This is a genomic window from Burkholderia sp. AU15512 (genome assembly GCF_002223325.1).
Lineage (GTDB): Bacteria > Pseudomonadota > Gammaproteobacteria > Burkholderiales > Burkholderiaceae > Burkholderia.
Genome location: NZ_NKEX01000003.1, coordinates 437,846 through 461,477, shown reverse-complemented (window position 1 = coordinate 461,477; position 23,632 = coordinate 437,846). Strand labels below are relative to the sequence as shown.

Sequence of the window (23,632 nt, the reverse complement as noted above, 5' to 3'; positions counted from 1 at the left end):
CCTCTTTCACGCCCCCTTATGACGCTCGCCTCCACGCTCGACATCATCGCCGAGCTGAAAGCCGGCCGGATGGTGATCCTGGTCGACGAAGAAGACCGCGAAAACGAGGGCGACCTCGTGATCGCCGCCGAATTCGTCACGCCGGAAGCGATCAACTTCATGGCCAAGTACGGCCGCGGCCTGGTTTGTCTGACGTTGACGCAGGAACGCTGCAAGCAGCTGCACCTGCCGCTGATGACCTACCGCAACGGCACGCAGTACGGCACCGCGTTCACGGTCAGCATCGAAGCGGCCGAAGGCGTGACGACCGGCATCTCGGCCGCCGACCGTGCGCACACGATCGCCACGGCGGTCGCGCATGACGTGCGCCCCGAGCACATCGTGCAGCCGGGCCACGTGTTCCCGATCATGGCGCAGCCGGGCGGCGTGCTCGTGCGCGCGGGCCACACCGAGGCCGGTTGCGACTTCACCGCGCTGGCGGGCCTCACGCCGGCCGCGGTGATCTGCGAGATCATCAAGGACGACGGCACGATGGCGCGCCTGCCCGACCTGATCGAGTTCGCGCAGGAACACAACCTGAAGATCGGCACGATCGCCGACCTGATCCAGTATCGCAGCCGCACCGAATCGATCATCGAGCGGATCGCCGAGCGCACGATGCAGACCGCGCACGGCACGTTCCGCGCGGTGCTGTACCGCGACCAGCCGAGCGGCTCGCCGCACATCGCGCTGGTGCGCGGCACGCCGTCGCCGGACGTCGATACGCCGGTGCGCGTGCACGAGCCGCTGTCGGTGCTCGACCTGCTCGAGACAGGCGTGTCGACGCACTCGTGGACGCTCGACGCCGCAATGCGCGAGATCGCGGAGCGCGACCTCGGCGTGATCGTGCTGCTCAACTGCGGCGACACGAAGGAACACCTGATCGACGTCTTCAAGGCGTTCGACGAGGAAGAAAAGGCCGCTGTGCTCAAGCGCCGGCCGGTTGATTTCAAGACGTTCGGCATCGGCGCGCAGATCCTGCGCGATGTCGGGGTCAGCAAGATGCAGGTGCTGTCGAATCCGCGCAAGCTGGGCAGCATGTCCGGCTACGGCCTGGAAGTCACGGGCTTCATTCCGATGCCCGGCGGCGAAGCCAAGTCCTGCCCGGCGTCCAACGCGTAACCCGCCACGGCGCTTTCGCCCTATAACCGTTCATCCACACCACGGACAAGATCATGGAAATCGGACAATACCAACCGAATCTCGAAGGCGACGGCCTGCGTATCGGCATCGTGCAATCGCGCTTCAACGAGCCCGTGTGCAACGGCCTCGCCGACGCGTGCGTCGAGGAACTGGAACGCCTCGGCGTCACCGGTGAAGACGTGCTGCTCGTGTCGGTGCCCGGCGCGCTGGAAATCCCGCTCGCGCTGCAGAAGCTCGCGGAAAGCGGCCAGTTCGACGCGCTGATCGCGCTCGGCGCGGTGATCCGCGGCGAGACCTACCACTTCGAACTCGTGTCGAACGAGAGCGGCGCGGGCATCACCCGCATCGGCCTCGACTTCAACCTGCCGATCGCGAACGCGGTCCTGACCACCGAAAACGACGAGCAGGCCGTCGCGCGCATGACCGAAAAGGGTCGTGACGCCGCACGCGTCGCCGTCGAGATGGCCAACCTGACGATGGCCCTCGACCAGCTCGGCGATGACGACGAGGACGAAGAAGAGGAAGACGACGAAGAGGAGCGCGCATGAAGAAGAGCGCCCGCCGACAATCGCGCGAGCTGGCGACGCAGGGGCTGTACCAGTGGCTGCTGTCGAACGCGTCCTCCGGTGAGATCGACGCGCAACTGCGCGGCGCGCTCGGTTACGACAAGGCCGACAAGGAGCTGCTCGACGCGATCTTGCACGGCGTGATCCGCGAGCACGCCACGCTCGTCGAAGCGCTGACGCCGTCGCTCGATCGCCCGATCGACCAGTTGTCGCCGGTCGAACGCGCCGTGCTGCTGATCGCCACGTTCGAGCTCACGCACCACGTCGAAACGCCGTACCGCGTGATCATCAACGAAGCTGTCGAACTCGCGAAGACGTTCGGCGGCTCCGACGGCTACAAGTACGTGAACGGCGTGCTCGACAAGCTCGCCGCGAAGCTGCGCCCCGCCGAAACGCAGGCGCGCCGCAACGGCTGAACCCGTTGGTCCGGAACGGGCGCGCATGCGCCCGTTTTTTCTTTTGCCCCGCGTCCCTCGCCCTGCCCGCCCGATGAATACCGCCACCGATTCGCTCGTCAGACTCGCCGCACGCGTCGACGCGATCCAGCCCTTCTACGTGATGGAACTGATGAAGGAGGCACAGCGTCTCGAGTCCTCCGGGCGCGACGTTATCCACATGGGCATCGGCGAGCCGGATTTCACTGCGCCGGAGCCGGTCGTCGAAGCGGCCGCGGCCGCGCTGCGCCGTGGCGTCACCCAATATACGAGCGCGCTCGGCATCGCACCGCTGCGCGAGGCGATCGCCGCGCACTACGCACGCGCGTACGGCCTCACGATCAGTCCGGAACGGATCGTCGTGACGGCCGGCGCGTCGGCCGCGCTGCTGCTCGCGTGCCTCGCGCTCGTCGGGCGTGACGACGAGGTGCTGATGCCCGACCCGTCGTATCCGTGCAACCGGCACTTCGTCGCCGCGGCCGAAGGCCGCGCGGTGCTCGTGCCGAGCGGCCCGGATGCGCGCTTCCAGCTCACCGAGAACGACGTCCGCGCACGCTGGAACGACCGCACGCGCGGCGTGCTGCTCGCGTCGCCGTCGAACCCGACCGGCACGTCGCTCGAACCCGACGAACTGAAACGGATCGTCGAAGCCGTGCGCGCACGCGGCGGCTTCACGATCGTCGACGAGATCTACCAGGGGCTCAGCTACGACGCGGCCCCCGTGTCGGCGCTGTCGTTCGGCGACGACGTCGTCACCGTGAACAGCTTTTCCAAGTATTTCAGCATGACGGGCTGGCGGCTCGGCTGGCTGGTGGTGCCGCCCGCGCTGGTCGGCACGTTCGAGAAGCTGGCGCAGAACCTGTTCATCTGCCCGTCCGCGCTCGCGCAGCACGCGGCGCTCGCGTGCTTCGAGCCGGCCGCGCTCGACATCTACGAAGCCCGCCGGCTCGAATTCAAGCGCCGCCGCGATTTCATCGCACCGGCGCTCGAACGGCTCGGCTTCACGGTGCCCGTGATGCCGGACGGCGCGTTCTACGTGTACGCGCACTGCGGCGGCGTCGCCCACCCGGCGGCCGGCGACAGCGCCGCGCTCACGACGGCGATGCTGCACGACGCAGGCGTCGTGCTGGTGCCCGGCATGGACTTCGGTGTCCATGCGCCGCGTGACTATATCCGCCTGTCCTATGCGACGGCCTACTCGCGGCTCGAGGAAGCGGTCGACCGGCTCGCGACGCTGTTCGGGCAGCGCTGACACGCGGCCGGCGCGGCGGCCATTCCGCACCCCGCAAAAGCAAAAAGGCACCCGACTCGGGTGCCTTTTTCATGTCTTGCCGGCTGAAGCCGTGCGTGAGTTACGCGCCAAGCTCCGAACGATCGCCGTGCGGCTGCTTCGCGGTATCGACGCTCGCGTCGTCCTGCGACGTGGATTCCTTCGATGCCGTCGACTTCGCCGACGTTTCGAGCGTCGCATGCACACGCTTCGCGCCGCCTGCGGCTGCCGTCACGGCGGCGGCCGTGACGATCGGCTTCGCCGGCGCCTGCGGCGCATTGACCGGCACGCTACGACCCCGCGCGACGTCACGCAGGCGACCGCGCTCGGCCATCACCTTCGAACCGTAGCCGTTGTCGTCGGGGTTCGTCGAGCCGTTGTACAGGCGCAGGCCGTTCGCGAGCGAGCCGCCGCGTGCGATGCAATCCTTCAGCACGAGTGCGCCGACCTGGAGGTTCGCGAGCGGCTGCAGTGCGGTATCGGTGCCGCCGAAATACTCGAACTTGTCGGAATGAACCTTCGACATGACCTGCATCAGGCCCTTCGCACCGACGCCGCTCTCGGCGTACGGATTGAAGCCCGATTCGATCGCCATCACCGACAGCAGCAGCAGCGGATCGAGGCCAACGTCACGGCCGGTCTGGAACGCAGCCTTGACGAGCTGGCCGAGCGGCTCCTGCGCGACGCGGTAACGGCGCGACAGGTAGGTCGCGACGAGCGCCTGTTCGCGATTCGATGCGAGCGCACGGTCGTCACGCGCATCGGCCGCCACGCGCTGGGTCGGGATCAGCTTCGCCAGCGCGACGGGCGACGGGCCGTTGCGGGCCGGATCGGACGCATCGCCCTGCGCGGCGGCGGCTTCCGGTGCGACGTCGAGGCCGACCGCAAGTGCGTCCGTTTCGGGGCTGTTCTCTTCCTGCTGCGGCTGCGCGCCGGCGGGCGCGAAGTTCGGCAGCGGATGGCCGGTCAGCAGACGGGCCGGGCCGGCTTGCACGGCGGCGGATACGACCGGCATCAGCTTCGCGGCGAGCGTGCCGCGGACGGTTGGCAGCAGCCACAGTGCAAGCGCAACTGCGACGGCGAGACAGCCGACAACGCTGAATAGATGGTGACTGACACGCGTCCCGCGACGCAGCATGCTGCGCACGAATTGCGCATGCTGCTCACTAGGACGCCACGATAACCAAGCGTTCATTCAGATCATCTCCCATGAACATGACTCGTGCGGCTCGCTCAGCTCGATGGCGAGACAGGTAACGCGCCGCGGAATCACGACGCCGCACGCTTTGGTTGGGGCGTGCAGACATCGGGGAAACGGTATAAGTACCGTTCGAGGCCACGGTGTAAGAGGGCCGGCACCTTCGCACATTGGGCGAGGCGGGCATACGCGGTGGCACCCACGCAAAAAACCAGCGTCTGGTGGCGCTGGCCGGGACTACGACTAAGGCCGTCGGATACGCCGTGCAGGATTCGGCGGACGGTGACGCGCTGCGTCAAAGATCGGTGATTGGCGGCTCGAAGCCTTTTACCCTGCAGCCAATGTGAGCGGATTCTAGCAGGGTTTTATAGATCGTCAACACTATAAAACATTGAAATCATAACAAAAAGTAATTTACCAGCACTCTTCAGAACGCAATCCCCGTGCCGTAGGGGGTTTGCGCGCGATCGACTTTTTTCTCCGCCGGGCGGGCATGCGGCCGCGCGGGTAAAATCGTCGGTCGAATCGGGGTCGCAGCCGGCCGCTGCGCCCACCCATCGCTGCCCGCTTGGCGGGTGGCCCGGACCCTCTTCATGAAATACAAAGACTTACGCGATTTCATTCAGCGCCTCGAGGCGCTCGGCGAACTGCGGCGCGTCACGCAGCCCGTGTCGCCCGTGCTCGAAATGACCGAGCTGTGCGACCGCGTGCTGCGCGCCGGCGGCCCTGCGCTGCTGTTCAACGCGCCGACCGGCTACGACTTCCCCGTGCTCGGCAACCTGTTCGGCACGCCGCGCCGCGTCGCGCTCGGGATGGGCGTCGATGCGGGCGACGACGCCGCGCTCGATTCGCTGCGCGATCTCGGGCGCCTGCTGTCCGCATTGAAGGAACCCGATCCGCCGAAGAGCCTGAAGGACGCCGGCAAGCTGCTGTCGCTCGCGAAGGCCGTGTGGGACATGGCGCCGAAATCGGTGTCGTCGCCGCCGTGCCAGGAGATCGTCTGGGAAGGCGCCGACGTCGACCTGAACCGGCTGCCGATCCAGACCTGCTGGCCCGGCGACGCGGGGCCGCTCGTCACGTGGGGCCTGACGGTCACGCGCGGGCCGAACAAGTCGCGGCAGAACCTCGGGATCTACCGTCAGCAGCTGATCGGGCGCAACAAGCTGATCATGCGCTGGCTCGCGCATCGCGGCGGCGCGCTCGACTTCCGCGAATTCGCGCTGCAGAACCCCGGCAAGCCGTACCCGGTCGCGGTCGTGCTCGGCGCCGATCCGGCCACGACGCTCGGCGCCGTGACGCCCGTGCCCGATTCGCTGTCCGAATACCAGTTCGCCGGCCTGCTGCGCGGCAGCCGCACGGAACTCGCGAAGTGCCTGACGCCCGGCGTCGACACGCTGCAGGTGCCCGCACGCGCGGAGATCGTGCTCGAAGGCTTCATTTATCCGCAGGAAGGTACCCCTGCCCCGGCTCCGGCCGGCGCACCGCCGCGCCCGGCCGGCAATGCGTCCGCCAAGTACGAGCACGCGCTCGAAGGCCCGTACGGCGACCACACCGGCTATTACAACGAGCAGGAGTGGTTCCCGGTGTTCACCGTCGAGCGCATCACGATGCGCCGCGATGCGATCTACCACTCGACCTACACGGGCAAGCCGCCTGACGAGCCCGCAGTGCTCGGCGTCGCGCTCAACGAGGTGTTCGTGCCGCTGCTGCAGAAGCAGTTCACCGAGATCACCGACTTCTACCTGCCGCCCGAAGGCTGCAGCTACCGGATGGCCATCGTCCAGATGAAGAAGAGCTACGCGGGCCACGCGAAGCGCGTGATGTTCGGCGTGTGGAGCTTCCTGCGGCAGTTCATGTATACGAAGTTCATCGTGGTGGTCGACGAGGACGTGAACATCCGCGACTGGAAGGAAGTGATCTGGGCGATCACGACGCGCGTCGACCCCGTGCGCGACACCGTGATGGTCGACAGCACGCCGATCGACTATCTCGATTTCGCGTCGCCGGTGGCCGGCCTCGGGTCGAAGATGGGCCTCGACGCGACCAACAAGTGGCCCGGCGAGACCAGCCGCGAATGGGGTCGCCCGATCGAGATGGATGCGGCCGTGAAGGCGCGCGTCGACCGGCTCTGGCAGGAGATCGGTCTCTGACGCCCTGCGGCCGGCGCCTGCCGGCCCGTGGACTGTCGCCGCTACAAGAACAACGCAGATGACCTTTCCGCCCGCCTCCATGCTGTCCGACGGCTTCTTTCTGTCGCTGTCGCTGTGCCTCGACATCGGCCTCGTCAATGTCGCGATGCTGTCGCTGACGCTGTCGCACGGCTTCCGGCCGGGCTTCTGGCTCGGCATCGGCTCGTGCGTCGGCGATCTCGTCTATGCAGCGCTCGCGCTGGCGGGGATGGCCGTGCTGCTGCAGTTCGAGCCGGTGCGCTGGATCGTGTGGATCGGCGGCGGCGCCGTGCTGCTGTTCCTCACGTGGAAGATGGCGCGTGAAGCGCTCACGCCGACCAAGGCGGCCGGCGACGATGCCGCGGACACGCCGCCGCCGCGCGCCAGCGCACGGCGCAGTTTCTTGCGCGGGATGCTGCTCGCGATGTCGTCGCCGAGCGCGATCCTGTGGTTCGCGGCGGTCGGCGGCGCGCTGATCGCGAAGGCCGGCGCGACCACGCCGGCCACCGCATCGGTATTCCTGTCGGGCTTTTTCCTCGGCGGCCTCGCGTGGACACTCTTCATGTGCACGCTCGCAAGCCAGGGCCGCAAGCGCGCGGGCGCCGGGCTGATGCGCGCGTGTCACATCGCGTCGGCGCTGCTGTTCGCGTATTTCTCGTACAGCGTGATCGTCGGCGGCTACCGCGACCTGATCGTGCACGCGGTGTAATCGGAGTCGGCCCGCACGGGCCACTCACCGAGGTCAAACAGCGGCTCCCCAGAAAAAACGGCGCAGCGTCCCTCGCGGGACGTTGCGCCGTTTTGCCACGCGCGGCCAGGCCGCGCGGCACGAATCAGCGACGCCAGCCGTGATGGCCCCAGCCGCCACCATAGTAGCCATGGTGCCAGTACGGTCGGCCATAGTAGCCGCCGACGACCACGGCGGGCGGCGGCGCATAGTAGGCCGGCGCCGGAGCGTAATAGACGGGCGGAGGCGGCGGCGCGTAGTACACGGGCGGCGGCGGTGCATAGACGGGATACGCGGGCGCGACCGGGATACCGATGCCGACCCCGATCGACACGTGAGCCTGCGCAACGCTTGCGGCACCCAGGCCCAGCGCGGCGGCGGCGATGAACGGAATGAGCTTTTTCACTTCGATTCTCCTGCTGGAGCGGTAATTTATGCGCCCCTGTCGGCAACGGCGGGCGTGCACGTCGCATGGAAGCAATGTAGCGAAAACCCGCCCCGCGCGTGTCGTGCATTTGTTGCAAATTGCAATTGCACGCGGGCGAGGCCGCCGTGCGGCATGGCTCGCGGCGCCTGCGGCGACCCTTGCCGGTCGCGCGATTCCGTCCGACGAGTCGGGTCGCAACATCATCGCCGGTCAGTCTTACCGGATACGGCGCGCGCAGCGGGCACGCAACCGTAATGAACGATTACAAATTTGAGACAAGATGCCGACATTTCAAGCCGGATACAGGGACGATATGTTTCGGGGTCAGGTTCCGCGATCTTGAATCGACGGTGTGCCGGGCGGTGAAACACTTGCCGATATAGCGCGCATACCGTTAAGCCAGCCACGTGCGCGCACAGAAACTGCCCTTTCGCGGCCCGGCTGTCATTCCTGCGATACTGGCGGCTGCTTCGTTTTCGCTTACACCCGCCGCCATGTCCGCTCCCGACACACCCCGCCTCGGCTTTATCGGCGCCGGCCGTCTCGCGCGCTGCGTCGCGCAGCGCTTCGCGCAGGCCGGCTTTCCGGTCGTCGCGATCGCGAGCCGCACGCCCGCGTCGGCCGCGGCGCTCGCCGCGCGCATCGACGGCTGCCATGCGGTCGACACCCCGCAGCAGGTTGCCGACGCCGCCGACCTGATCTTCCTGACCGTGCCCGACGACCATCTCGCGTCGGCCGCCGCGACGCTGCGCCTCGACGCGTCGCGCGCCGCGCAGCAGGCCGTCGTTCACTGCAGCGGCGCGTCGGCGGTCGCCCTGCTCGACCCGGCGAAGCGACAGGGCGCGGCCACCGGCGGCTTCCATCCGCTCTACCTGTTCGGCGGCACCGACGCCGACCTCGCCCGCATCGACGGCTGCTCGGTCACGATCGAAGCCGACGGCGCGTTGCACGCGACGCTGCTGCGACTTGCTGCCGCACTCGGCTGCCATCCGCTGTCGATTCCGGCCGGCGGCCGGATGCTCTATCACGCAGCCGCGCACTACGCGGCGAGCTTCGCGCTGTGCGGGCTGGCGGAAGCGGTCGAGCTGTGGCGCGGCCTCGGTTTCGACGAAGACGCCGCGCTGCGCGCGCTGCTGCCGATGCTGGCCGGCACGATCGAAACCGCGCGCGACAAGGGGCTCGCGAACGCGCTCTCCGGCCCGGTATCGCGCGGCGACACGGGCATCGTCGAACGCCAGTTGGCACTGCTTGAAACGCGCGGCGGCGATCACGCGACGCTGTACGCGCTGCTGACCCGCCGCGCGATCGCGCTCGCGGCGCAGCGCGCCACGCCGCCGGCATCGCTGCCGGCGCTCGCCGACGCCGTCGAAACGTCGCTCGCGCGCACCGCCGCACCCCCCTCCCCGTCGCAAGACGAGGCGTGATAATGTGTCGGCCGATGCGCCGCCATCCGGCGTTGGCGGCCGCACGCTACTGACTAAAAAGGATGCCAACGATGTTCGGCGAGATCGCCCGTTTTCTGCTCAATACCGTCTTCACGCTGTTCGGCGCCGCGCTGATCCTGCGCGTCTGGATGCAGGCCGTCCGCGTGCCACCGTACAACCCCGTCACGCAGGCCGTGCTGCAGGCGACCAACTGGCTCGTGCTGCCGCTGCGCCGCGTCATCGCGGGCGTGCGCGGCATCGACTGGGCCAGCGTCGTCGCCGCACTGCTCACCGCGCTCGTCTACGTCGTGCTGATGGTAGTGATGGCCGGCTTCGATCCGGCGGCGGTGATCGCGACGCTCGTCGTGGTCGCGCTGCTCACCGTCGTGAAGTGGGCGCTCAACCTCGTGATCTGGATGACGATCCTGATGGCGCTGCTGTCGTGGCTCAACCCGCGCTCGCCGGCGATGCCGATCCTCTACCAGCTCACCGCGCCGTTCCTGAACCCGCTGCGCCGCGTCATTCCGAACCTCGGCGGCATCGACCTGTCGCCGATCCTGCTGTTCGTGATCGTGCAGGTGCTGCTGATGATCGTCACGCGCGCCGCCGTGTCGCTGACGATGTTCGGCATCTGACGCGAACGCTAGCGTCGCCCCCTACGCCGCCGGCCCCTGCGCCGGCGGTCCGCCGAGCGTGTCGATCACGCCGAAGCGCGCCGGCATCATCGCGTAGCACACGCGCACCTTCTCGTGCGACAGCCGCTCGAGCAAGCGCTGCGCCTCGTCCTCGGTGACGATGAATTCGATCTCGATCGCGAGCGACCCCTGCAGTTCGAAGAAGCGGTCCTCGTGCAGCACGCGATGCTGGCCGAACCCCGCCATCGCGCGAAACGCGGAACCGCCCGCGACGCCCATCCGGTTCGCTTCCTCCAGCAGCCATTCCCACAGCGGCTTCCAGTGCAGCCGGTGCTTCTCGTGCACATAGAAGCGCAGGAAGATCTTGTCCATCGCACCCTCCGATGGCGGCGCGCTCAGGCCGCCGCGAGCCACGCGCGCGCGGTCCACATGCCGAGCGCCGTCAGCGCGAACGATCCAGTCAAGTGTAGGGCAGCCACCGCAAACGCCCATCCGAATTCGCCCTGCACCGCATGCGTCATCACTTCGACCGAATAGGTCGAGAACGTCGTGAGGCCGCCGAGAAAGCCCGTGATCACGAACAGCCGCCACTCGGGTGGCAACCCGACGCGGGTCGTGAACACGACGGCGGCGATGCCGATCACGTAGCCGCCGATCAGGTTCGCGGCGAGCGTGCCGAGCGGCACGGCGGGAAAGAATTCGTTGAGCGCGAGACTCAGGAACCAGCGCAGCAACGCGCCGAGCCCGGCGCCGACGAAGATCGCGACGATCGAATAGAACAAGGGCGCTCCGGGTCGAAGATGCGGCTGGACTCAGCCGCCGGCCCCGGTTGCCCGGGGCGAGGTCCGCTCCCGGACGCCGATGGCGCGGGCGCGGGCGGCACACGCTGAACTGTATGCGGATTCGCCGCGCACCTGCAACGGCGACCACCTGCGGGACGCCGGCCCGTTCGGGACGTTCGGGTCGTGAGTCCGCCCGCAGGCTCACGCGCGTTGCCAGGCTGCGTCGAGCACGCTCAGCGTCGCCAGCGCGCCGCCCTTCAGGCCGATCACGTCCGCCCGGCGGGCATGCGCTTCGCGTGCGTTGATGCGGATCACATCGGCGCCGAGTCGTTCGCTCAGCAGGCGCACGGTCGGAATCGCGGTGCCCGCACCGATCTCGACCACGGCGACGCGCCCGGCCTGCGCGAGCCAATCTTCCAGCGCACGCTCCTGCGCGTCGTAGCGCGCCCCGAGCCAGCCGGTGTCGCCGAACATCAGGATGTTCGGCCGCGCGAGGCCACCGCAGTGCGGGCAGCGCGGCATGTCGCCGACGAGGCGGCAGGTGGCTTCGTCGACGTCCGGCACGAACGGCGCCGCCTCCCACGTGTCGTCCGAACAGGGGCGCAGGCACTGCATCGCGTGGATCGAACCGTGGATCTCGACGATCCGTGCCGGATCGAAGCCGGCTTTCTGGAACTGGCCGTCGACGTTGCTCGTCAGCACGAAGCCGCCGTTCGGCATCGCGTCGATCCAGCGGCGCAGGATCGCGAAGCCCGCATGCGGCTCCGTCGCGCGGTAAAGCGCGAGACGGTGCCCGTAGAAGCCCCACGCGAGCGGCGCGCGTGCGCGGAATGCGTGCGGCGAGGCGATCTCGTGGAATTCGAAACGCTCGTGGCGCAGCGCCGGATACGCACGCCAGAAGCCGTCCGTGCCGCGAAAATCGGGCAGCCCGGAATCGACGCCGATACCGGCGCCGGCCGTCACGAGCAAGGCATCGGCACGCGCGAGCGCGGCGACGGCGGCAGCGACGAGATCGGCGGGCAATTGCGCGGCGGCAGCCGCAGCGGTGGCGTCAGCGGAATCGGAGAACGGCATGATGGGGCGGCGGTAGCGTCGGGCGGTGCGCGGGTGGCGTCGCGATCATACGCCGGTTCGCGTGCGGCGCGGCGTGCGCAATGCAACGGCTTGACCTGCTGCTTGCCCCGCCGCGACGGATGCAGTCAGCCGGCCGATGCCGGGGGCGGCGGGCGGCGCTCCGGCTGGCCGCCTGCCCGCCTGTTCAGCTATCCGGATCGTCCTGCGCGACCGGAATGTCGTCGGCCGCGAAATAGACCGGCTTGGCGAGCTGCCGTGCAAGACCGACGTCCATGTCCGCCCCGCGCGACGCACCGCCGATGCGTAGCACCGCATCGCAGCGGCGCAGCAGCCGGTGCGCGGCCGGATACAGGAACGTCTCGCTGATCGCGTCGCCGACCTGTCGCGACCCGGCCGCGACGGCGAGCGGCAGCGACACCCATTCGCCGATCATCGGCACGTGCCCGCGGCGATACACGGCAAGCGCCGCTTCCTCCAGGCGGTGCAGGTTAGCGGCGATGCGCGCGGGGTCGCCGTCCGTGCCGCTGCGATAGGGGCCAGCGACCAGCACGAGCAGCGGCGTCATGCCGTGCGCGCGCCGGCGGTTTCCCGCAGCGCGACGTACTGGAGCAGCATGATGGTCTTCGCATCGACGATCTCGCCGCGCTCGATCGCGTCCAGCGCCGCCTGCAGCGGCATCTCGACGACCTCGAGATCCTCGCCCTCTTCCGCGACGCCGCCGCCGTCGCCGGTGCGCAGCGACGCATCGTATTCGCCGACGAAGAAATGCAGCTTCTCCGTCACCGAGCCGGGGCTCATGAACGCCTCGAACACCTTGCGCACGCCGCGCACGCGGTAGCCGGTTTCCTCCTCGGCCTCCGCGCGGATGCGGGCTTCGGGCGTCGCGTCGTCGAGCAGGCCGGCGGCGGCCTCGAGCAGCATGCCGTCATGCCCGCTGACGAACGCCGGCATCCGGAACTGCCGCGTCAGCAGCACGTCGCCCGTCCCGGCATTGCGCAGCAGGATCGTCGCGCCATGGCCGCGATCGTAGGTCTCGCGGCTCAGGCGCTGCCACGTTCCGTCGCGGCGCAGGAAATCGAACGTCACCTTCTTCAGCACATACCAGTCATCGGACAGCACCGTCGTATCGACGATGCGGACACGGTCCCGCGTTGCAGCCATCCCAGCCTCCGATTCGACAAAAGACGGCGCTCATGGTAACGTGCATATTCGTGCAACTTCAAGAAAATTCGTGCAAACACGATGCTGACGACACAACGCAAGAAAGCGATCCTCGACACACTCGCGCGCGACGGCCAGGTGCTGGCGGTCGAACTGAGCACGCAATTCGGCGTGTCCGAAGACACGGTCCGCCGCGACCTGCGTGAGCTCGCGTCCGAGGGGCTGCTGCAGCGCGTGCATGGCGGTGCGCTGCCGGCATCGCCCGCCGTTGCGCCGTTCGCGCAACGCGAGGCGCTCGAGACGGCAGAGAAGCGGCGCATCGCGCGGCGGGCCGCGGAGATGATCGCGCCCGGGCAAGTGGCGATCGTCGACGGCGGCACCACCTCGGCGCTGCTCGTCAGCCAGTTACCGTCCGACCTGCGCGCGACGATCGTCACGCACAGTCCGAGTGTCGCGGTGGCGCTCGCCGCGCATCCGTCGATCGACGTGATCCTGATTGGCGGGCGGCTCTACAAGCATTCGATCGTGGCCGTCGGCGCGGCGGCGATGGAGGGCATCGCGCGCATCCATGCGGACCTGTACTTCATGGGCGTCACGGGCGTGCATCCGGTCGCGGGGCTCAGCACCGGCGATTTCGAGGAAGCGGCGATCAAGCGCGCGCTGGCCGAACGCGCGGCCGAGACGGTCGTGCTCGCGTCGCAGTCGAAGCTGCGCGCGGCGTCGCAGTTCGTGATCGGCGAGCTCACGCTGGCGCATACCGTCGTGGTCGAAAAGGAAACCGACGCCGCACTGACGAAGCCGATCGAGGCGGCGGGGGTGACGGTCGTGCGCGCGTAGCGGCGACGGGATGCACCCGCGAGGGGAGTTGCGGATCACGCTGACGCATATCGTGGCGATCGAAAAGGAAACCGACGCCACGTTGACGAAGCAGATCAAGGCGGCAGGGGTGACGATAGTACGCGCGTAGCGGCGACGGGGTGCGGATGTACGGCGGTGCCGGAAGTGCTGAAGGAATGCATCGGATGTGCCGGATGTCCCGGATGCGCGAATGTGGTGGATATGTGGCTGTGCCGGAACGCCGGAGCGCATCGGATGCGCGGGGACATCGATCGTGCCGGAACACCTCCGTCGACTCGGCCTCGAGCGCGGATCGTGTCACCACCGAGCCCCTGTCAGCGTGCTGACAAGGGCCGCTTGCTAACATGAGCGACCGCCCAACCGTCACGCGCCGCCCGCCCGATGCCCCCGCCCTCCTCCGCCACCTCAACTGCACCGCCGGCACGCGACGCATCGCCGCCCAGCGTCCTCGCGCTGTTCATCGCGTTCTCGCAGATCGGCCTGACCAGCTTCGGCGGCGGGCTCAGCGGGCGAATGATGCGCGACTTCGTCTACGAGCGGCGCTGGCTCGACGAGGAAGCCTTCCTCAACGGCCTCGCGCTGTCGCAGGCACTGCCGGGCGTCAACGTGAAGAACCTCGCGATCTGGATCGGCTACCGGCTCGCCGGATGGCGCGGCGCGGTGGCCGGCTTCACCGGCATCATCGCGCCGCCGGCCGTGCTGATCGTGCTGTTCGGCATCGCGTTCTCGACCCTCACGCGCTTTCCGCTCACGCATGTCGCGCTCGCCGGCGCGGCAGCCGCGGCGATCGGGCTGTCGATCTCGATGGCGATCACGGCCGTGCGCCGGCTGCCGCGTCGCGCGCTGCCGTTCGCGGTGATGGCGCTCACGTTCATATCGGTCGCCGTGCTGCACTGGCCGCTCGTGTGGACCGTGCTGGTCGGCGGCACGCTGAGCGTCGCGCTCGAATACCGCCGCGCGGCCGCGACGCCGGCCGGGAGCGACACGCGATGACCGCATCCCAACGCTACGCCGCGCTGTTCGGCGTGTTCGCGCCGCTGTCGATCGCGACGATCGGCGGCGGACAGGCGATCATCGCCGACATCCAGCGCCAGGTCGTCGACGTGCATCACTGGATGACCGCCACGCAATTCTTGAACGACTTCGCGATCGCGCGGATGGCGCCGGGCCCCGGCTCGCTGCTTGCAACATTGATCGGCTGGCAGGTGGCCGGCTTCTGGGGCGCGGTGATCGCGACGCTCGCGCTGTTCGGCCCGACCGCGTTCCTGATCTACGGCGTCGCGCATCTGTGGCGGCGGCACCAGGGCGCACGCTGGCAGATCGCGCTCGAGGCCGGCCTGCGCCCGGTCGCGGCGGGCATGATCCTCGCGTCGGTGTGGGTGCTGTTGCAGGCGCTCGACGGCGGCTGGGCCGCGCGCGCGATCGCGGTCGCGTCGACGCTGTGCGTGATTTACACGCGCATTCACGCGCTGCTGCTGATCGCGATCGGCGCGCTGTTGCTCGTCGGCGTGCACGCACTCGGCATGTGATGCACGGCGACGCGGCACGCGACGGCGGCCGCGCATGACGCAACCGCTACCTGCACAACGACACGAGCGCGTCCGTACGCTTTTTACCGCTTGCGCGCCCGCTCGCACCCCCCATCGCCTAGACGCCGCGGAACACCGGCGCGCGGCGTTCCGAAAACGCACGCAGCCCTTCGTCGAAATCCGCGCCTTCGCACGCTCGCCGGCGAAGCTCGGCAATCCGTTCGAACGCATCGGCCGGCAACGGCCGCGCGTCCTGCAGCACGCGCAATTGCTCCTTCACCGCGTACACCGCGAGCGGCGCCTTCGCGGCGATCGTGCGCGCGACGTCGAGCGCCGTATCGTCGACGCCGCCCGCGTCGGCCAGCCGGTTCACGAGCCCGTGATGCGCGGCGCGCTCCGCATCGAGCGGCTGCGCGCAGAAGAACATCTCCTTCAGCACGTGGATCGGCAGGTTGTCGTAGAAGCGCAGCAGGCCGCTCGTCGAATACGGCAGGCCGATGTTCGCGGGCGTCATCGCGAAACGCGCGTCGCGCGCCGCGACCACCAGGTCGCAGCTCATCACGAGATCGACCGCCCCGCCCCACGTCGAACCCGACACCGCCGCGATCACCGCGCCCGGATAGGTCCGCACGCGCCGCAGCGCCCGTTCGAGCGGCTTGCCGTAGGCGAGCGGATCGCGATCGTCGGCCAGCTCGCGCAGGTCATGCCCCGCGCTCCAGACATCGCCGCTGCCGTCGTTCGACAGGATCACCACGGGTGGCGGACGGTGTTCGGCCAGTGCATCGAGGTGCGCCACAAGTGCATCGAGCAACGGTGCGTCGAGCGCATGCCGTCGCGCCGGATTCGCGAACCGCACGCGCGCGATCCGCTCGCCGATCATGTCGACCGACACGTTCGACGCCCCTTCGTGTTTCGTCGTGTCGCTCATTGCACGGCCTCCGCCACCGCTTCAGCCTGGAAGATCGCGCGCTCGGCCAGCAGCGCGTCGATTGCGTCGTCGCCGTAGCCCGCTTCGCGCAGCACGTCGACCGTATGCTCGCCGAGCAGCGGCGGCGCATGACGCGTGCGCGGCGCGGGCATGTCGTCGCCCATCCCGCCGAGCGGCGTGACGACCTGGCGCAGCGCGCCGAGCGTCGGATGCGCGACCGGCTCGACCAGCCCGCAATGCGCGAGCTGCGGATCGTCGAACACTTCGTCGAGCGTGTTGATCGGCCCGGCCGGCAGCCCGGCGTCGACGAAACGCTGCGTCCATTCGCGCTTGCCGCGCGTGCGCAGCCGGCTTTCGAGCAACGCTTTCAGTGCGTCGCGGTGTGCGACGCGCGCATCGTTGGTCGCGAAGCGCGGATCGTTCGGCAGCTCGGGCAGGTCCAGCAACTGGCACAGCCGCAGCCACATGTCGGTCGTGATCGGCGCGAGGTTGAGCGGCCCGTCGGCCGTCTCGAACACGCCGTACGGCGCGATCACCGCATGCGCGTTGCCGGTGCGGCGCGGCACGTCGCCGAGGCTCAGGTAGCGTTGCCCGTGCACGCTCAGCAGCGAAACGAGGCTCTCGAGCAGCGACGTGCCGACATGCTGCCCTCGCCCGGTGCGCTCGCGCTCATAGAGCGCCGCCATCACGCCGGTCGCGACCCACATCCCCGAGCTGAGATCGCCGATCGCGGTGCCCGTGCGGGTCGGCTCGCCGTCGGGAAAACCGGTGAGGCTCATCAGCCCCGCATAGCCCTGCGCGATCTGGTCGAAGCCCGGCCAGTCGCGCAACGGGCCGCGCGGGCCGAACGCGGTGACGCTGCCCATCACGAGCCGCGGATCGCGCGCACTCAGCGCGGCATAGCCGAGCCCCATCGCGTCCATCGTCCCCGCCTTGAAATTCTCGATCACGACGTCGGCCTGCGCGATCAGCCGGCGCACGACGTCGAGGCCGGCCGGCTGCCGAAAATCCACGCAGATGCCGCGCTTGTTGCGGTTGCAGGACAGGTAGTACGTGCTCACACCGCGATCGAACGGCCCCCATGCGCGGCTCATGTCGCCGTGCGGCCCCGACTCGACCTTGATCACGTCGGCGCCGAGATCGGCGAGCACCATCGAGCAGAACGGCCCCGACAGCGCGCGGCTCAGATCGACGACCCTGATTCCTTGTAATGCCTGCATTCCGGACTCCTGATATTGATGACTGGGTGTGGCTGGATGGCGAGCGTTCGCGGCGCGCCGCTCATTCGGGCAGCGTTTGGTGACGCGTTTCGACCGCGAACGGCAGGATCAGGATGCCGAGCCCGAACACGGCCGCAGTCCATGCGACCGGCACGCCGAGCGATCCGTAGCCGTGTATCGCGGCGCCGAGCAGGAAATTCACGCCCGCGCCGATGAAGCGGCCGACCGACGCGTTGAACGCGAACGCGGTGGCCCGTACGCGCGTCGGGTACTGCTCGGGCAGCCACAGCGAGAAAATCGCGAAATTACCGCCGAAGAAACCGAGAAACACCAGCGACACCATGAACGCCGCGAGGCCGTTCGGCTGGTAGAACGCCCAGCCGAACGCGAACACGATCGATGCGGCCATGCCCGCGAAATACACGCCGAGCGCGGTGCGCCGGCCGAGCCGCTCGGACAGCCACGGCGCCACCAGGCAGCCGGCGATCGTCGCGCACGACAGGATCGCCGCGCCGATCGATGCAAGCCGCATCGCGCCGATGTGGTCGATACCCGCACGCGCCGCCAGCGTGCTGACCGCGCTCGCCTCGTACACGGAGCCGGCCCACAGCCCGACGATCGCGACGCCGACGAGGCTCGCGCTCGTCACCGTGCGGCGCAGGAAGGCCGGCGCGAAGATCTCGCGCAGCGGATGGGCGCGCCGTGCGTCGGCCACGTCGCCGTCGCGGGCGTCATGCCGGCGCCACTGGCCGGGCTCCTTCACGCGCATCACGGTGAACACCGCGAGCAACGCGGGCGCGAGGCCGCACAGGAACATCGCGCGCCAGCCGTAGGTCGCACCGATCGTGTAGTTCAGGCACGCCGCGATGAAGAAGCCGAAGTAGTAGCCCGTCTGCAGATAGCCTGCGCCCATCTTGCGGCGGTCTTCCGGCCAGCTCTCGGCAACGTAGGTGCCCGCGAGCGCCCATTCGCCGCCGACGCCGATTCCGGCGATCAGCCGGCACGCGGCCAGCGCCCACACGTCGTGCACGAACGCGGCCGCGCCGGTGAACACCGAGTAGATCAGGATGCTCGCGGCGAGCGTGCGCACACGGCCGAAGCGGTCGGCGAGCGGCCCCCAGACGAACGACAGCCCCCAGCCGATCAGGAACAGCGCGAACAGGATCGAGCCGTACATCCCGAGATTCGCGGGCGTCGCCGCGATGCCGGACGCCGGCAGCAACTCGGTCAACGCGGGAATCAGCACCAGTGCATAGATCACCGAATCCACGCCGTCGAGCACCCAGCCTGCATACACGGCCCAGAAGCCCTTGACCTGCTCGCGCGTGAGCGGCGTGCGCCGCGGCTTCGCGCCGGCCGCCGGCGCGTCGATCGCCTTGAACATCTTCGTCTCCTTGCCGGCGGGGCCGGCGCTTTTGCCGCGTCCGGTCCGGGATGGCCGGGAGGCTGGCTCTTTTGTGAGACGAGTATAGAAACACCATCGATCGGGGAAAAATATGATATTCATCTTGCTCGATCGGATTGGCTTATGGCTCGAATCGGGAGACGGCGATGGACTTGAGGCAGTTGCGCTATTTCGTGAAGGTCGTCGAATGCGGCAACGTCACGCATGCGAGCGAGGCGCTGCATGTCGCGCAGCCGGCGGTCAGCCAGCAGATGCGCAATCTCGAACAGGATCTCGGGATGCAGCTGCTCGAACGCAGCGTGCGCGGCGTTGCGCCCACCGCCGCCGGCCGCACGCTGTACCAGCACGCGCTCGAGCTGCTGCGCCAGGCCGACGGCACGCGCGAGCTGCTGCGCCGCGATGCCGACACGCCGCAGGGCCGCGTGACGGTCGGCATGCCGTCGAGCACCGCGCGCGTGCTGGCCATCCCGCTCGCCCGCGCGGTGCGCGACCGCTACCCCGGCATCATGCTGGAACTGATCGAGGCGCCGAGCGCCGATCTCGACACGCTGCTCGAACGCACGCGGCTCGATCTCGCGATCGTCGTCGACGCGGTCGACACGCGCGGCATCGCGGTCCACCGGCTGCTGACGGAAACGCTGTACCTGATCACGTGGCCCGGGTTCCCGGTGCCGGACGATCCCGTGCCGCTCGACGCGATCGCGCGGATGCCGCTCGTGCTGCCGAGCGCGCCGAACACGATCCGCAACCGCGTCGACTGGGCGATGCGCGAGGCCGGGCTGTCGTACGCGATCAGCTTCGAGGCGAGCTCGACCGGGCTGCTGTTCGCGGCCGTGATGGCGCAGCTCGGCGTGACGATCCTGCCGTGGACGGCCGCGCACGTCGAGATCGAGGAGCGCAAGCTCAAGCTGTCGACGGTCGCGCACCGGCTGTTCGTGCGCGACCTGTCGCTGTGCTGGCACGATACGGCGCTCGTCAGCAACGCGGTGCAGAAGGTGAAAGCGGAGATCGTCCGGCTGTTCGACACGCTCGGGCAGCGGCCCGAGTGGGCATTGACAACGCCCCCGGGCGCCCCTTAACGTTTCGTTCATCGTAACCATCACCGGTTCAGCTTAAGAGGTTGTCGGCCCGCTCGTGCTCGACACCTCTGCCTTCACCGAAGGCCTGCTGCTTGGCGCCGGACTGTTCACGTCCGTCGGCCCCAAGGACGCTTTCGTCATCAAGCGCTCGATCTCGAGCCCCTATCTGCTTTCCATCGCCCTCGTCTGTGCAGGCAGCGACGCGCTGCTGATCGCGCTCGGCGCGCACGGGTTGTCGTCGTTGCTGTCGCGACATCCTGGCGTGGTGTCGGCCGCGCTGTGGACGGGCATCGCGTATCTCGCCGGCTATGGCCTGCTCGCGCTGCGCTCGGCGATCCGGCGACGACAGCCGGAGCACGTCGACGGTTCGCGCACGGGCAGCGAACCCACGCGCTCGCGCACGGTGTTCGCGACCGCCGCCGTCTCGCTGCTCAATCCGTATGCGTGGATCGACACGGTGCTGCTGCTCGGCACCGTGATCGTGAGCCACACGCCCGCGGCGCGCGCGCCGTTTGCGATCGGCGCGATGACGGCTTCGCTCGTCTGGTTCCTGATGCTCGCGTATGGCGCCCGCGCATGCCGCGCGTGGTTCGCCCGCACGCTCGCATGGCGCATGCTCGATAGCTTCGTCGCGGTGATGATGCTGGGCTTCGCGGTGCGTTTCGCGATCGATGCGCTTCAGGCGTCAGCAGCCCGATAACGTGCGAAACACATCGTGCGCGCCGGCGTGCAGCTCGAAGCCGATGCCCGGCGCCTGCGGCACGCGTGCGTATCCGGCGTCGACGCTTGCGCCATCGGCCAGTCCGCTGAACGGATGAAACGCGAACGGACTGACTTCCGCGCCGCCGAGCCCGAGCGCCGCGACGACATGCAGCGAGAACAGGTGGCCGCCATGCGGCCAGAACGCATCGCGCCGCCAGCCGCGCGATGCGAAGTGGTCGACGATCTGCAGATAGCCCGGCAGCCCGTAGCCATGCACCGGATCGAATACGAGCACGTCGCGCTCGGGGCGCAGGCCGCCGTAGCGGTCGAGCAGCTTCGCTTCCGCGAGCGAGAACAGCGCCTCGCCGGCCGCGATCGGCGATGCGTAGCGCGCGGCGATGTCCGCCTGGAGCGGCAGGTCGAGCGGATCGCAGATGTCCTCGAACCACCAGAGATCGAACGGCGCGAGCATCGCGGCGGCGGCTTCTACGGTCGTCGCGTCGTACGTGTTCATCGCGTCGACCGCGAGGTGCGAACTGTCCGCCAGTTGCGTGGCGGCCGCTTCGATGCGCCTGCGGTCCTGATCGAGATCCGCGCCACCGATCTTGATCTTCGCGTGCGTGTAGCCGAGATCGGCGATGCGGCGCATTTCGTCCGACAGACGCGCAAGATCGTCATGCGGATAGCGGTAGCCGCCGCCGGCGTACACATGCACGCGTGGGGCGGCCGTGCGTTCAAGTCGGTCGGCGAGAAAGCGAGCGAGCGGCAGGTCGGCGATCTTCGCGGCGGCATCCCAGATCGCCATGTCGAGCGTGCCGACTGCAACGCATCGTTCTCCGTGACCACCGGGCTTCTCGCCGGCCATCATCGCGCGCCATGCGCGGAACGGGTCGAGGTTCGTGCCGGCTTCGTCGGCGAGTGAGTCGGCGGCCGTCAGCAGGCGCGGCGCAAACCGTTCGCGAATCAGGCCGCCCTGCGCAAAACGGCCGATCGACGCGTAGCCGTAGCCCGTCACCGGGCGGCCATCGCGCACGACGTCGGTGGTAACCGCGACAACGCTCGTCGTCAGGCCGCCGGACGGGATCGCCGGATCGGCATAGCGGGACACGGGAATCGCTCGTTCGTGGATCGCGGTGATGCGCATGGTCGGGGTTCCGAGAGTGGCAGCCGAGGCGCTGGCAAACGACGTACGCGATGCGGCCGGAACGATGGGCGAACCGCTGCATCATAGGCGCTGTCGCCGCAGGCTGCAGGCGAGCGTTACCGTGGCGGACGATCGCGCTGCAGCCGCTGGGTGAGCGCCGAGAAGTCGGCCTGGATCACGGCAAAGATGAATGCAGTGGACATCCCGAACAGCAGCACGCCGCACGACGATTCGATCGCGCCGAGCATTCGCCAGTTCGCGGCGGGCACGATGCCTGACGCGCCCCGCGTCGACATCGTGTCGATCGAGAAGAACAGCGCATCGCTGAATGAACCGATCGCACCGACCTGCACGAACGTCGCGCCCCACGCGATCGCCTCCAGCGTATGCAGCAGCCCGAGCGCGATACAGATTAGCGCGATGATGCCCGTCACCTGGCGCAGTTGTTGGTGGATGTCGTCGCGGCGCACGTCGAGCGCTTCGCGAAGCCGGCGCGCGACGACCGCCAGGCCGACCATCGCCGCGGTGTGCACGAGGATCGTGGTCATGCCGAGCAGGATGCCGATCGTCCAGCTTTCCATGGGAGGCCTTTGGGGTCGGGGGCGGCAGCGGGGGATGGGCGGAAGATTAACACCGGCGCCGCGCAATGGCGCGGGCGGGTGGCAATGGGTTTCCGGCGGCCGCACCGGGCGCGACGTCAGGCCATGCAATCGGCACGCTCGGCACTTCCGGCCCTTTCGGGAGCGACGCTTGATATGTGCGCCTGCTCAGCCTCGCTGAAAGAAACGCGGCCACACTCGGCGAGCTGTTTCCGAACCGGGACGCGTTCTATTGAGCCGGAATCCTCCGCTTGCCCTCCCGGCTCCGGGAACCGGGAAGGGATCCGGCGACGCAGGGATGCGTCGCTCGAATCGACCGGCCCGCTCAGGCAAAGACGAAGTACTTGCGCACCGTTTCCACCACTTCCCACGTGCCTTTCATGCCGGGTTCGATCACGAACACGTCGCCGGCCTTCAGGTGCACCGCCTCCTCGCCTTCCGGCGTGATGATGCAGTAGCCGTCGAGGAAGTGGCAGTACTCCCATTTTTCGTAGTTCACCTCGAACTTGCCCGGCGTGCAGATCCAGGTGCCCATGATCTTGCTGCCGTCCTTCGAGAGGTAGGCGTTCAGGTTCACGGTGTGCGGATCGCCGCCGATGCGCTTCCACTTGGTCGCATCGAGGACGGGGGTCGGGCAGGTTTCGCGCAGAACGGTGATGAAATCGGACATGTCGGCTCCAGACTAACGATCGTGTAAGAGGCCTGTCACGTTAGTTCGAAAGCGCCGTGGGGACTTGCATGCTTCCGACGCGGAGTCGTCTATTTTCGACACCGGCCTGCGGGCGGGCACGCCGTCGTTCGGTTCCGCGTTGCGCCGACGAACCGCTTCCAGCCGATCCCTTTCTGACGACCATTTTCAGCGGTGCCACCGCACCTCCGTCGAGCGTTACCGGCATCGAAGCCACCACCCAAAACACGCACACTTGCCACATCTCGGCCAAACCCTGTAGAATTGCGCGTTCTGCGGGCGTCGTATAATGGCCATTACCTCAGCTTCCCAAGCTGATGACGTGGGTTCGATTCCCATCGCCCGCTCCACTTTCCGGCTGCATCGCAGCCTGCGCATGAGCCGCCTCGTCGAAGGCGGCTTTTTTGTACCATGTGCCGGTTCCCCCGGCGC

General features: G+C 68.4%; 26 protein-coding genes and 1 tRNA gene. 14 read left to right on the top strand and 13 right to left on the bottom strand.

The annotated features are described in order from the left end of the window. Window positions 1-18: 18 nt before the first annotated feature. The 4 genes from ribBA to CFB43_RS04630 all read left to right on the top strand — a co-directional run bounded on the left by ribBA (window position 19) and on the right by CFB43_RS04630 (window position 3,434). Complete coding sequence (ribBA, locus tag CFB43_RS04645; protein WP_089439431.1) at window positions 19-1,161, top strand: bifunctional 3,4-dihydroxy-2-butanone-4-phosphate synthase/GTP cyclohydrolase II; 1,143 nt, start codon at window positions 19-21, stop codon at window positions 1,159-1,161. A gap of 53 nt (window positions 1,162-1,214) precedes the next feature. After that, window positions 1,215-1,730, top strand: a complete 516-nt coding sequence (gene ribH, locus CFB43_RS04640; RefSeq protein WP_039371042.1) for a 6,7-dimethyl-8-ribityllumazine synthase — start codon at window positions 1,215-1,217, stop codon at window positions 1,728-1,730. Beyond that, the gene (gene nusB / locus CFB43_RS04635) at window positions 1,727-2,164 is read left to right on the top strand and encodes a transcription antitermination factor NusB (protein WP_021157083.1); all 438 of its coding nucleotides are present in this window, start codon (window positions 1,727-1,729) and stop codon (window positions 2,162-2,164) included. The genes ribH and nusB overlap by 4 nt, the downstream gene beginning before the upstream one ends. 73 nt (window positions 2,165-2,237) lie before the next feature. After that, on the top strand, window positions 2,238-3,434 hold the full coding sequence (locus tag CFB43_RS04630) for a pyridoxal phosphate-dependent aminotransferase (protein ID WP_089494265.1): 1,197 nt from the start codon (window positions 2,238-2,240) through the stop codon (window positions 3,432-3,434). A gap of 100 nt (window positions 3,435-3,534) precedes the next feature. On the opposite strand, the gene CFB43_RS04625 is transcribed toward CFB43_RS04630, so the two are convergent. Next, a complete protein-coding gene (locus CFB43_RS04625) occupies window positions 3,535-4,647 on the bottom strand; it encodes a transglycosylase SLT domain-containing protein (protein WP_089494264.1) in 1,113 nt (370 codons plus the stop codon). A 596-nt stretch (window positions 4,648-5,243) separates the two neighbouring features. Between CFB43_RS04625 and CFB43_RS04620 the strand changes: the two genes are divergently transcribed. Both CFB43_RS04620 and CFB43_RS04615 read left to right on the top strand, forming a co-directional pair. Further along, complete coding sequence (locus tag CFB43_RS04620) at window positions 5,244-6,800, top strand: UbiD family decarboxylase (RefSeq protein ID WP_089494263.1); 1,557 nt, start codon at window positions 5,244-5,246, stop codon at window positions 6,798-6,800. Between the two features lie 58 nt (window positions 6,801-6,858). Further along, entirely contained in the window at window positions 6,859-7,527 is a 669-nt protein-coding gene (locus CFB43_RS04615; protein ID WP_089494262.1) for a LysE family translocator, read from the top strand. Window positions 7,528-7,651: 124 nt separating this feature from the next. Here CFB43_RS04615 and CFB43_RS04610 read toward each other — a convergent pair whose 3' ends face one another. Further along, on the bottom strand, window positions 7,652-7,951 hold the full coding sequence (locus CFB43_RS04610; protein ID WP_089494261.1) for a hypothetical protein: 300 nt from the start codon (window positions 7,949-7,951) through the stop codon (window positions 7,652-7,654). Window positions 7,952-8,466: 515 nt separating this feature from the next. On the opposite strand from CFB43_RS04610, the gene CFB43_RS04600 reads away from it, so the two are divergent. Continuing rightward, window positions 8,467-9,396 (top strand): Rossmann-like and DUF2520 domain-containing protein, encoded by a 930-nt coding sequence (locus CFB43_RS04600; RefSeq protein ID WP_089494259.1) that lies wholly within the window; start codon window positions 8,467-8,469, stop codon window positions 9,394-9,396. Window positions 9,397-9,467: 71 nt separating this feature from the next. Further along, on the top strand, window positions 9,468-10,031 hold the full coding sequence (locus tag CFB43_RS04595; RefSeq protein WP_006488584.1) for a YggT family protein: 564 nt from the start codon (window positions 9,468-9,470) through the stop codon (window positions 10,029-10,031). A 21-nt stretch (window positions 10,032-10,052) separates the two neighbouring features. Here CFB43_RS04595 and CFB43_RS04590 read toward each other — a convergent pair whose 3' ends face one another. The 5 genes from CFB43_RS04590 to CFB43_RS04570 form a co-directional block, all read right to left on the bottom strand. Then, window positions 10,053-10,403 (bottom strand): DUF190 domain-containing protein, encoded by a 351-nt coding sequence (locus CFB43_RS04590; protein WP_089495250.1) that lies wholly within the window; start codon window positions 10,401-10,403, stop codon window positions 10,053-10,055. A gap of 23 nt (window positions 10,404-10,426) precedes the next feature. Beyond that, window positions 10,427-10,813: a fluoride efflux transporter CrcB gene (gene crcB, locus CFB43_RS04585; RefSeq protein ID WP_011351225.1), complete on the bottom strand. Its 387-nt coding sequence runs from the start codon at window positions 10,811-10,813 to the stop codon at window positions 10,427-10,429. Window positions 10,814-11,014: 201 nt separating this feature from the next. Further along, the gene (locus CFB43_RS04580; protein WP_089494258.1) at window positions 11,015-11,887 is read right to left on the bottom strand and encodes an SIR2 family NAD-dependent protein deacylase; all 873 of its coding nucleotides are present in this window, start codon (window positions 11,885-11,887) and stop codon (window positions 11,015-11,017) included. A 184-nt stretch (window positions 11,888-12,071) separates the two neighbouring features. Further along, window positions 12,072-12,452, bottom strand: a complete 381-nt coding sequence (locus CFB43_RS04575) for a DUF4406 domain-containing protein (protein WP_089494257.1) — start codon at window positions 12,450-12,452, stop codon at window positions 12,072-12,074. Continuing rightward, window positions 12,449-13,048 carry an NUDIX domain-containing protein gene (locus tag CFB43_RS04570; protein ID WP_089439421.1) on the bottom strand — a complete coding sequence of 200 codons (600 nt, stop codon included), beginning with the start codon at window positions 13,046-13,048 and terminating at the stop codon, window positions 12,449-12,451. The genes CFB43_RS04575 and CFB43_RS04570 overlap by 4 nt, the downstream gene beginning before the upstream one ends. A gap of 81 nt (window positions 13,049-13,129) precedes the next feature. Between CFB43_RS04570 and CFB43_RS04565 the strand changes: the two genes are divergently transcribed. From CFB43_RS04565 to CFB43_RS04555, 3 genes are all read left to right on the top strand, one after another. After that, window positions 13,130-13,885 (top strand): DeoR/GlpR family DNA-binding transcription regulator, encoded by a 756-nt coding sequence (locus CFB43_RS04565; RefSeq protein WP_089494256.1) that lies wholly within the window; start codon window positions 13,130-13,132, stop codon window positions 13,883-13,885. Window positions 13,886-14,287: 402 nt separating this feature from the next. After that, on the top strand, window positions 14,288-14,899 hold the full coding sequence (locus CFB43_RS04560; protein WP_089494255.1) for a chromate transporter: 612 nt from the start codon (window positions 14,288-14,290) through the stop codon (window positions 14,897-14,899). Further along, the gene (locus CFB43_RS04555; RefSeq protein ID WP_089494254.1) at window positions 14,896-15,435 is read left to right on the top strand and encodes a chromate transporter; all 540 of its coding nucleotides are present in this window, start codon (window positions 14,896-14,898) and stop codon (window positions 15,433-15,435) included. The genes CFB43_RS04560 and CFB43_RS04555 overlap by 4 nt, the downstream gene beginning before the upstream one ends. Before the next feature lie 118 nt (window positions 15,436-15,553). Here CFB43_RS04555 and scpB read toward each other — a convergent pair whose 3' ends face one another. The 3 genes from scpB to CFB43_RS04540 all read right to left on the bottom strand — a co-directional run bounded on the left by scpB (window position 15,554) and on the right by CFB43_RS04540 (window position 18,967). Continuing rightward, window positions 15,554-16,363, bottom strand: coding sequence for a methylmalonyl-CoA decarboxylase (gene scpB / locus CFB43_RS04550; protein WP_089494253.1), 810 nt, complete (start codon window positions 16,361-16,363; stop codon window positions 15,554-15,556). After that, on the bottom strand, window positions 16,360-17,583 hold the full coding sequence (locus tag CFB43_RS04545; RefSeq protein WP_089494252.1) for a CaiB/BaiF CoA transferase family protein: 1,224 nt from the start codon (window positions 17,581-17,583) through the stop codon (window positions 16,360-16,362). The genes scpB and CFB43_RS04545 overlap by 4 nt, the downstream gene beginning before the upstream one ends. Window positions 17,584-17,644: 61 nt before the next feature. Further along, on the bottom strand, window positions 17,645-18,967 hold the full coding sequence (locus CFB43_RS04540) for an MFS transporter (protein WP_089455749.1): 1,323 nt from the start codon (window positions 18,965-18,967) through the stop codon (window positions 17,645-17,647). Between the two features lie 167 nt (window positions 18,968-19,134). Between CFB43_RS04540 and CFB43_RS04535 the strand changes: the two genes are divergently transcribed. Both CFB43_RS04535 and CFB43_RS04530 read left to right on the top strand, forming a co-directional pair. Then, a complete protein-coding gene (locus CFB43_RS04535; RefSeq protein ID WP_089494251.1) occupies window positions 19,135-20,067 on the top strand; it encodes a LysR substrate-binding domain-containing protein in 933 nt (310 codons plus the stop codon). Between the two features lie 55 nt (window positions 20,068-20,122). Continuing rightward, window positions 20,123-20,767 (top strand): LysE/ArgO family amino acid transporter, encoded by a 645-nt coding sequence (locus CFB43_RS04530; protein ID WP_089494250.1) that lies wholly within the window; start codon window positions 20,123-20,125, stop codon window positions 20,765-20,767. On the opposite strand, the gene CFB43_RS04525 is transcribed toward CFB43_RS04530, so the two are convergent. The 3 genes from CFB43_RS04525 to CFB43_RS04515 form a co-directional block, all read right to left on the bottom strand. Next, window positions 20,753-21,913, bottom strand: coding sequence for a mandelate racemase/muconate lactonizing enzyme family protein (locus CFB43_RS04525; protein WP_089494249.1), 1,161 nt, complete (start codon window positions 21,911-21,913; stop codon window positions 20,753-20,755). The two genes, CFB43_RS04530 and CFB43_RS04525, sit on opposite strands and share 15 nt — an antisense overlap. A 116-nt stretch (window positions 21,914-22,029) precedes the next feature. Further along, window positions 22,030-22,494: an ion channel gene (locus CFB43_RS04520; protein ID WP_089494248.1), complete on the bottom strand. Its 465-nt coding sequence runs from the start codon at window positions 22,492-22,494 to the stop codon at window positions 22,030-22,032. A 343-nt stretch (window positions 22,495-22,837) separates the two neighbouring features. Then, a complete protein-coding gene (locus CFB43_RS04515) occupies window positions 22,838-23,182 on the bottom strand; it encodes a cupin domain-containing protein (RefSeq protein WP_006752094.1) in 345 nt (114 codons plus the stop codon). Between the two features lie 293 nt (window positions 23,183-23,475). Here CFB43_RS04515 and CFB43_RS04510 point away from each other — a divergent pair. Beyond that, window positions 23,476-23,550: transfer RNA gene (locus CFB43_RS04510), tRNA-Gly, on the top strand. Window positions 23,551-23,632 lie beyond the last annotated feature (82 nt).

Coding starts and splice junctions, on each gene's coding strand:
- ribBA (WP_089439431.1), top strand. CDS start 19: ATGACGCTCGCCTCCACGCTCGACATCATCGCCGAGCTGAAAGCCGGC.
- ribH (WP_039371042.1), top strand. CDS start 1,215: ATGGAAATCGGACAATACCAACCGAATCTCGAAGGCGACGGCCTGCGT.
- nusB (WP_021157083.1), top strand. CDS start 1,727: ATGAAGAAGAGCGCCCGCCGACAATCGCGCGAGCTGGCGACGCAGGGG.
- CFB43_RS04630 (WP_089494265.1), top strand. CDS start 2,238: ATGAATACCGCCACCGATTCGCTCGTCAGACTCGCCGCACGCGTCGAC.
- CFB43_RS04625 (WP_089494264.1), bottom strand. CDS start 4,647: ATGAACGCTTGGTTATCGTGGCGTCCTAGTGAGCAGCATGCGCAATTC.
- CFB43_RS04620 (WP_089494263.1), top strand. CDS start 5,244: ATGAAATACAAAGACTTACGCGATTTCATTCAGCGCCTCGAGGCGCTC.
- CFB43_RS04615 (WP_089494262.1), top strand. CDS start 6,859: ATGACCTTTCCGCCCGCCTCCATGCTGTCCGACGGCTTCTTTCTGTCG.
- CFB43_RS04600 (WP_089494259.1), top strand. CDS start 8,467: ATGTCCGCTCCCGACACACCCCGCCTCGGCTTTATCGGCGCCGGCCGT.
- CFB43_RS04595 (WP_006488584.1), top strand. CDS start 9,468: ATGTTCGGCGAGATCGCCCGTTTTCTGCTCAATACCGTCTTCACGCTG.
- CFB43_RS04590 (WP_089495250.1), bottom strand. CDS start 10,403: ATGGACAAGATCTTCCTGCGCTTCTATGTGCACGAGAAGCACCGGCTG.
- CFB43_RS04580 (WP_089494258.1), bottom strand. CDS start 11,887: ATGCCGTTCTCCGATTCCGCTGACGCCACCGCTGCGGCTGCCGCCGCG.
- CFB43_RS04575 (WP_089494257.1), bottom strand. CDS start 12,452: ATGACGCCGCTGCTCGTGCTGGTCGCTGGCCCCTATCGCAGCGGCACG.
- CFB43_RS04570 (WP_089439421.1), bottom strand. CDS start 13,048: ATGGCTGCAACGCGGGACCGTGTCCGCATCGTCGATACGACGGTGCTG.
- CFB43_RS04565 (WP_089494256.1), top strand. CDS start 13,130: ATGCTGACGACACAACGCAAGAAAGCGATCCTCGACACACTCGCGCGC.
- CFB43_RS04560 (WP_089494255.1), top strand. CDS start 14,288: ATGCCCCCGCCCTCCTCCGCCACCTCAACTGCACCGCCGGCACGCGAC.
- CFB43_RS04555 (WP_089494254.1), top strand. CDS start 14,896: ATGACCGCATCCCAACGCTACGCCGCGCTGTTCGGCGTGTTCGCGCCG.
- scpB (WP_089494253.1), bottom strand. CDS start 16,363: ATGAGCGACACGACGAAACACGAAGGGGCGTCGAACGTGTCGGTCGAC.
- CFB43_RS04545 (WP_089494252.1), bottom strand. CDS start 17,583: ATGCAGGCATTACAAGGAATCAGGGTCGTCGATCTGAGCCGCGCGCTG.
- CFB43_RS04540 (WP_089455749.1), bottom strand. CDS start 18,967: ATGTTCAAGGCGATCGACGCGCCGGCGGCCGGCGCGAAGCCGCGGCGC.
- CFB43_RS04535 (WP_089494251.1), top strand. CDS start 19,135: ATGGACTTGAGGCAGTTGCGCTATTTCGTGAAGGTCGTCGAATGCGGC.
- CFB43_RS04525 (WP_089494249.1), bottom strand. CDS start 21,913: ATGCGCATCACCGCGATCCACGAACGAGCGATTCCCGTGTCCCGCTAT.
- CFB43_RS04520 (WP_089494248.1), bottom strand. CDS start 22,494: ATGGAAAGCTGGACGATCGGCATCCTGCTCGGCATGACCACGATCCTC.
- CFB43_RS04515 (WP_006752094.1), bottom strand. CDS start 23,182: ATGTCCGATTTCATCACCGTTCTGCGCGAAACCTGCCCGACCCCCGTC.